Here is a 7,482-nt window from a genome sequence, read left to right as displayed (position 1 = left end):
CCCCCTCCCCCAGCTACCGCCGGGAGGTGCCCCCACCTCAAACGCCGGAGGGGCTCAATTTGCCACCGCCCGCGCCAGCCGGCTCGCCGCCCGTGCCCGAGGGGTGCTGTCCGGTCGCGTCCGTACGGGGTGGACCGTGTTCGCGAGGAGTACCAGGAACGTGTCCGTTGCCCGGTCGAGTACCAGGGACGTGCCCGTGAAGCCCGTGTGGCCCGCCGCGCCGCGGCCCGCGAGCTCGCCCATGAACCACTTCTGGTCGACGAGGAAGCCGAGCCCCGGCGGGCGAAGCAGCAGGTCGACGAAGTCGGGGCCGAGGATGCGCGCCGTCCCGTACGCCCCGCCCGCGAGCAGCGTGCGGCAGAACACCGCCAGGTCGTGTGCTGTGGAGAACAGTCCGGCGTGCCCGGCGACACCGCCGAGGGCGTACGCGTTCTCGTCGTGCACGACGCCCCTGACCAGGCCGCGGTCGAGCTTGGCACGAGGGGTGCGCTGGTCCTCGGTGGCGGCCGCGAACGGGCAGGGTCCGAAGCCGGTGCCGGTCATGCCGAGCGGCCGGGTGATGCCCTCGCGGATCAGCCGGTCGAGGCGGCGGCCGGTGATCCGCTCAAGGACCTGCTGTAGCAGCAGCATGTTGAGGTCCGAGTAGAGGTACGCGCCGCCGGGCTCGGCGACCGGCCGCTCGGCGCGCAGCGCGGCGAGCCGGGCGGCGGCGTCCGGGCAGGCGTACAGCGGGAGTTCGGGGCGCAGGCCCGAGGTGTGGGTGAGGAGCTGGCGCACGGTGATGCGGTGCTCGGCGGCGGCGGTGAGCTCGGGCACGTACGCCCCGATCAGGGCGTCGATGCCGAGGGTGCCGCGTTCGATCTGCTGCACGGCGGCGACCGCGGTGAAGAGTTTGGTGAGCGAGGCCAGGTCGAAGGGCGTGCCGACGTTCATCGGTACGCGGCGGTGAGGGGGCAGTTCCTCGTCGGCGCTGACGTACCGCAGCGCCCAGCCCACCGCCTCCTCGACGGCGATGACCGGTCCGCGCCCGGCGAGCACCACGGCTCCGGCGCACCAGGTGCCGGGCAGGGTGCGCACGTCGTCGACGAGCAGCCGGAGTTCCTCGGGGTCGAGCCCGGCCCGTTCGGGCGGGCCGGTGCGCAGCTTTGCCAGCTTTGCCGGGCTCAGAGCTCCGCTCCCTCCGCGCCGCCGGTACGTGGACCTGTAGCCGTACCTGTACCCGTACCTGTACCCGTATCCGTACCAGTAGGGCGGTTCTGCCAGGGGCGGCACAGGGCGAGGAAGCAGGTGACCGCGGCAAGGGCGCAGGCCAGTTGGACCACGGCCATCGGTACGGCGGTGTGCTCGCCCGCGATGCCGACGAGCGGCGAGGCCACCGCGCCGACCAGGAACGACGAGGTGCCGAGCAGCGCGGATGCGGAGCCCGCGGCGTGCGGGGTGCGCATCAGGGCGAGGGCGTTGGTGTTCGGCATGGCGAGGCCCATGGCGGACATCAGGACGAAGAGACCGGCGGCGACCGGGACCAGGCCGATGTCCCGCGCGTCGCCGAACACCCCGGTCGTCATCAGGAGCAGCGCCGTCGCCGCGAGCGTGATGACGGCGAGGCCGACGGCGAGCGCCCGGTCGAGCCGGACCCGGCCGACGAGGATCTTGCCGTTGATCTGCCCGACGGTGATCAGGCCGACCGAGTTGAGGCCGAACAGCAGCGAGAAGGTCTGCGGGGAGGCGCCGTAGATCTCCTGGATCACGAACGGCGAGGCCGAGATGTACGCGAACAGCGCGGCGAAGGCGAAGCCGCCCGCGAGCATGTAGCCGGTGAAGACCCGGTCGGCGAGCAGGCCGCGCATGGTGCGCAGCGCCTCCCCCACCCCGCCGGACTGCCGCCGCTCGGGCGCCAGGGTCTCGGGCAGGCGGCGCCACACCAGGGCGGTGAGCGCGACGCCGATGGCGGTGAGCACCACGAAGATGCCGCGCCAGTCGGTGAAGCGGAGCACCTGGCCGCCGATGAGCGGCGCGACGATCGGGGCGACGCCGGAGATCAGCATGAGGGTGGAGAAGAACCGCGCCATGTCCACGCCGTCGTACAGGTCACGCACCACGGCGCGGGCGATGACGATGCCCGCCGATCCCGCGAGGCCCTGCAACAGGCGGAAGGCGATGAGGAGTTGGGCGTCGGGGGCGAGGGCGCAGAGCGCGGTGGCCACGATGTAGACGAGCAGGCCGACGAGGAGCGGGCGGCGGCGGCCCCACTTGTCGCTCATCGGGCCGACCACGAGCTGCCCGAGCGCCATGCCCGCGAGGCAGGCGGTGAGGGTCAGCTGCACGGTGGCGGCCGGGGCGGTCAGGGCGTGGGTGACCTCGGGGAGCGCCGGCAGGTACATGTCCATGGACAGCGGCGGTACGGCGGTGAGTCCGCCGAGGACGAGGGTGGTGAGGAGTCCGGTGCGCCGGGCCGCCGCTCTGCCGGGGCCGCCCGTCGCGTCGGCTATCGGTCCGTCGGACCCGGCGGGCCCCTCGCGCTGCGCGGAACGTCGGTCCACAGCCGTCACGTACCTCAACCCCTCCCCATCGCACCGTCGGCTCCCTATGCTCTCAGCTCGGCCGTCGTGGTCGAGACCAATAAGGGAACCGGGGTGCGAGGGGCGGCGCCCGCCTCTCGGCGAACCCTGCCGCGGGGTTACGCGGGCTTCAGGCCCGGGTTGCCCGCCTCGGTGACGAAGGACGCGGCCGTGCTGATCGGCGCCCCCGGCGTGGTGACCGCGGACACCGTCTTGAAGTCGGCCCGCGCCGCCTCGGTGCCGAGCGCCACCGTGACGTAGCCGCGGCGGCCGTCGAAGTGCTTCAGGTGCGGGTTGGCCTTCATGTACGTGTCCCAGGTGGCGGGCTTCTCGGCGCCGTCCTTGCCGCTGGAGATGGAGGTGGCGACGATCTCCGTGCCGACGGTCCTCGAGTCCGGGTCGGCGAAGTCCTTCTTGATGTCGAAGGCGTAGCCGACGTGCACGTCACCGGTGAGCACAAGGAGGTTGTCGACCCCGGCGGCCGCGGCCCCGTCCAGGACCCGGGCGCGGGACGCGCGGTAGCCGTCCCAGGCGTCCATGGACAGCTTGGGCTGCTCGGTGAGGTCCAACCGCCGTTCGGATACGACGACTTGCTGCGGTACGACGTTCCACAGGGCGTCGGAGCCGCGCCAGCCGTCGAGCAGCCAGCGCTCCTGCCCGGCGCCGGTGATGCTGCGCTTCGGGTCGTCGGTCTCGGGCCCCGCCGGGTGCGCCTTGTCGCCGTACGCCTGGTCGGAGCGGTACTGGCGGGTGTCGAGGATGTCGAACTGGGCGAGCCGGCCCCAGTGCAGGCGGCGGTAGAGCCGCATGTCGGGTCCGCTGGGCTGCTGCGGGCTGCGCAGCGGCTGGTTCTCCCAGTACGCGCGGTACGCGGCGGCCCGGCGGATCAGGAACGTCTCGGAGGAGCCGCCGTCCTCGGGGATGTCGTCGGCGTAGTTGTTCTCGGTCTCGTGGTCGTCCCAGGTGACGACGAAGGGGTGCGCGGCGTGTGCGGCCCGCAGGTCCGGGTCGGACTTGTAGAGCCCGTACCGCATCCGGTAGTCGTCAAGGGTGGCCGTCTCGCGGTTGAAGTGCGCGGGCAGCACCCGGTCGGTGTAATTCCGGGCCCCGCCCGCCGAGTTGACGGCGTACTCGTACAGGTAGTCGCCGAGGTGGAAGACCACGTCGACATCGTCCTGCGCGAGGTGCCCGTACGCGGTGAAGTAGCCGTCGTGGTACGCCTGGCAGGAGACGGCGGCGAGCTTGAGCGCGGAGACAGCGGCGCCGCGGGCGGGCGCGGTGCGGGTGCGGCCGGCCGGGCTGACCCAGTCACCGGCGCGGAAGCGGTAGTGGTACTCGCGGCCGGCGTCCAGGCCGTCGGCCTCGACGTGCACGGAGTGCCCGAACTCCGGGTGCGCGGTGGTGGAGCCGCGTCTGACGATGCGGCCGAAGCGGGCGTCGTGGGCGAGTTCCCAGCTCACGGTCACGCGCTGCGCGGGCAGGCCGCCGTCGGCCTCGAAGGGCTCGGGGGCGAGCCGGGTCCAGAGCACCACGCTGCCGGGCTGCGGGTCGCCGGAGGCGACGCCCATGGTGAACGGGTCGCCCGATATGCGGCGTGCATCCAGTTCGGCGGCGTGTGCGGCGCCGGTGCCGGGCAGGTTGGTGGCGAAGGCCAGCGCGGCGGCCGCGCCGGTGACGGTGAGGAAGCGGCGGCGCCCCAAGTGCCGGGCTGCCGCGCGCAGTTCCTCGGTCTGACGGGCTGCGTGCCGGGCTGCTTCGTGAGCTGCGGGTGTCATCGGCCCCTCCCCTGACGGTTGTTGTCAGATACATGGAAGTGGCGCGCGACGACCGGGGACTGACGCGTACACAACAGTCGAATGGCGGACGGATGAGCAGTGGAGTGCCATGCGTCCCGTACGCTGCGGGGCCATGAACGAGGCGCAAACGAAGATCGCGATCGTGACGGGTGCGGGCTCAGGCATCGGCCGGGCCGTCGCCGTGGAACTGGCGCGCGGCGGCTGGTCGCTGGCGCTCGCCGGGCGCCGCACGGCCACCCTCGAGGAGACCGCGGCACTCACGAAGAGCGACGACGTGCTCTGTGTACGCACCGATGTCGCGGTCGAGGACGAGGTGGCGGCCCTCTTCGCGGCCACCGTGGAGCGGTTCGGCCGGCTGGACCTTCTCTTCAACAACGCGGGCACGTTCGGTCCCGGCGGCGTCCCCCTCGAGGACCTGTCCTACGACGCGTGGCGGCATGTCGTCGACACCAACCTGAACGGCGCGTTCCTGTGCGCGCGGGCCGCGTTCCGGCAGATGAAGGGCCAGTCGCCGCAGGGCGGACGCATCATCAACAACGGGTCGATCTCCGCCCATGTGCCGCGCCCGAACTCGGTCGCGTACACGGCCACGAAGCACGCCATGACCGGCCTGACGAAGGCGTTCTCCCTGGACGGCCGCCCGTACCGGATCGCCACCAGCCAGATCGACATCGGCAACGCCGCCACCGACATGACCGAGCGGATGCAGCAGGGCATCCTCCAGGCCAACGGCACGGTCGCGCCGGAACCCGCGATGGACGTGGCCGACGTGGGCCGCACCGTGCGGCACATGGCGGAGCTGCCGCTGGCGGCGAACGTCCAGTTCGCCACGGTCATGGCCACCAACATGCCGTACATCGGGCGGGGTTGAGGCAGCACGCCCACCGGGCCGGGCGGGCGACCGCGCTCCCGTACGGGTGACGGGACTCCCGTACGGGAATGCCCGCGCCCGGCGCCCGGTTGTGCAGCGACATGAGCAGCGCATCCGCATCCGGAACCCGCCCCGAGATCCTTCGCTACACCGCGTTCTCCGCCGACCCGGCCGGGGGCAACCCGGCCGGTGTCGTCCTGGACGCCAGCGGCCTCGCCGACTCCGAGCAGCTGGCCATCGCCGCCGAACTCGGTTACAGCGAGACCGCGTTCCTCACCCCTCCGCCCGCCGAACTCGCCGACGCGGACGGGCGCGCGTACACCCTGCGGTTCTTCAGCCCGAAGGACGAGGTCAACTTCTGCGGGCACGCCACCGTCGCCACCGCCGTCGCCCTCGCCCAGCACAACGGCGGCCCCGGCGACTTCGTCTTCGCGACCCCGGCCGGCACCGTCCCGGTCACCGTGGCCGACGTGGACGGCGAGCTGCGCGCCACCCTCACCAGCGTCGAGCCGCACCTCAAGGACGTCGACCCTGCCGACCTCGACGAGGCGCTCGGCGCGCTCGGCTGGGCCGCCACCGACCTCGACCCTCAGCTGCCGCCGCGGATCGCCTTCGCGGGCAACGACCACCTGGTCCTGGCCGCCGCCACCCGCGCGCGTCTCGCCGACCTCGACTACGACTTCGCGCGCCTCGAATCCCTGATGCACCGGCTCGGCCTGACCACCGTGCAACTGGTGTGGCGCGCCTCGGCCGAGCTGTACCACGCCCGCGACCCGTTCCCCGTCGGCGGTGTGATCGAGGACCCGGCGACCGGCGCCGCCGCGGCCGCCTTCGGCGCGTACGCCCGCGAACTCGGCCTCACCGGCCAGGACTCACGGTTCGTGATCCGGCAGGGCGAGGACATGGGCCGCCCCGGCACGCTCACGGTGACGCTGCGCCAGGGCGACCCGCGGGTGCATGTGGCGGGCACGGCGGTCCGTATCGAGGCCTGACCTCGACTCTCGCCACCTGCCGGTCCGCGTCAACTGAACCTGACCGGCAGGTACTTGATCCCGTTGATGAAGTCCGAGCGCATCCGCCGCGGCTCACCCGTCAGCTCGACGTGCGGGTAGCGGCGGAGCAACTCCCGTACCAGCGACTTGATCTCGGTACGCGCGAGGCCCGAGCCGAGACAGAAGTGCGGCCCGCCGCCTCCGAACGCGAGGTGGTCGTTGGGAGTGCGGCGCAGGTCGAGGACGTCCGGGTCGGTGAAGACGGCCTCGTCGCGGTTGGCCGAGGTGTAGAAAAGCACCGCCTTCTGGCCCTCCCTGACGGGCACGCCACGGATCTCCGTGTCCCGGTTCGCGGTCCGCCGGAAGTTGTGGATCGACCCGTTCCACCGCAGGAACTCCTCGGTGGCGGAGGCCCACAGCGCGTCGTCGTCGATCCCCGCGACCAGCTCGGCGCGCGCCGCGGGATGCTGGACGAGGGTGAGCAGGGTGCCGGCGAGGAGGTTGCGGGTGGTCTCGTTCCCGGCCACGCACAGCGTCACGAAGAACATGTTGATCTCGTGCGCCGACAGCCGCTCCCCGTCCACCTCGCCGTGCACGAGCGCGCTCAGCACGTCGTCGCGCGACTCCTTCTGCCGGGCGGCGGCCAGCTCGTCGCAGTACGCGTAGATCTCGGCGGCCGCCTGCTGCCCGTCCTCCTCGGTGGTACGGAAGTCCGGGTCCTGGAAGCCGACCATACGGTTGGACCAGTCGAAGATCCGGTCCTCGTCGGCGGCCGGGATGCCGACCATCTCGCAGATCACCTGCAACGGCAGCCGCGCGGCGAGCTCCGCCACGAACTCCACCTCGCCACCGCCCTCCCGGCTCAACTCCGCGACCCGGTCGGCCAGCAGCGCCGCCCTGCGCTCGATGTCCCGGGTGAGCTTCCGGACCACGCGGGGCGCGAATGCCGCGTTGACCAGGCGGCGGTAACGGCTGTGCTTGGGCGGGTCCATCCCGATCAACGTGAGCGCCAGACTGCCCAGCGCCTCATCCGGCTGATCCCGCACGAAGAACGAGCCGCGCTCCACGGACCACAGCTCCGGGTCACGGCTGAGAGCCACGATGTCCTCGTGCCGGGTCACAGCGAAGAAGCCGGTGTCGTCACCGGGTATCTCATGCCAGTGCACGGGGTCCTCCCGCCGCAACAGCGCGAACTGCTCATGCGGCACACCCTGCGCCCAGGTGTCCTCCAGGAGGTCGATGGTGTCGAGGGTGGGGGTGGGGGT

Annotated in this window: 6 protein-coding genes; 2 read left to right on the top strand and 4 right to left on the bottom strand. The window is 72.2% G+C overall.

Annotated features, from left to right (window positions below; genetic code table 11):
- Window positions 1–54: 54 nt before the first annotated feature.
- The 3 genes from GUY60_RS31255 to GUY60_RS31245 all read right to left on the bottom strand — a co-directional run bounded on the left by GUY60_RS31255 (window position 55) and on the right by GUY60_RS31245 (window position 4,333).
- Complete coding sequence (locus tag GUY60_RS31255) at window positions 55–1,167, bottom strand: serine hydrolase domain-containing protein (protein ID WP_161703944.1); 1,113 nt, start codon at window positions 1,165–1,167, stop codon at window positions 55–57.
- Window positions 1,164–2,489 carry a Bcr/CflA family multidrug efflux MFS transporter gene (locus GUY60_RS31250; RefSeq protein WP_312866492.1) on the bottom strand — a complete coding sequence of 442 codons (1,326 nt, stop codon included), beginning with the start codon at window positions 2,487–2,489 and terminating at the stop codon, window positions 1,164–1,166. The genes GUY60_RS31255 and GUY60_RS31250 overlap by 4 nt, the downstream gene beginning before the upstream one ends.
- A gap of 188 nt (window positions 2,490–2,677) precedes the next feature.
- Window positions 2,678–4,333, bottom strand: a complete 1,656-nt coding sequence (locus GUY60_RS31245) for an alkaline phosphatase D family protein (protein ID WP_161703938.1) — start codon at window positions 4,331–4,333, stop codon at window positions 2,678–2,680.
- Window positions 4,334–4,466: 133 nt separating this feature from the next.
- Between GUY60_RS31245 and GUY60_RS31240 the strand changes: the two genes are divergently transcribed.
- A complete protein-coding gene (locus GUY60_RS31240; protein ID WP_161703936.1) occupies window positions 4,467–5,225 on the top strand; it encodes an SDR family oxidoreductase in 759 nt (252 codons plus the stop codon).
- A 101-nt stretch (window positions 5,226–5,326) separates the two neighbouring features.
- Window positions 5,327–6,217 carry a PhzF family phenazine biosynthesis isomerase gene (locus tag GUY60_RS31235; RefSeq protein WP_161703934.1) on the top strand — a complete coding sequence of 297 codons (891 nt, stop codon included), beginning with the start codon at window positions 5,327–5,329 and terminating at the stop codon, window positions 6,215–6,217.
- Window positions 6,218–6,246: 29 nt separating this feature from the next.
- Here GUY60_RS31235 and GUY60_RS31230 read toward each other — a convergent pair.
- The coding region (locus tag GUY60_RS31230) for a cytochrome P450 (protein ID WP_223178754.1) at window positions 6,247–7,482 on the bottom strand (1,236 nt) is incomplete at its 5' end.

The sequence above is a fragment of the Streptomyces boluensis genome, from assembly GCF_009908195.1.
Lineage (GTDB): Bacteria > Actinomycetota > Actinomycetes > Streptomycetales > Streptomycetaceae > Streptomyces > Streptomyces boluensis.
The sequence above is the reverse complement of the archived record's forward strand: the minus strand, read 5'-3'. Positions and strand labels throughout refer to the sequence as shown.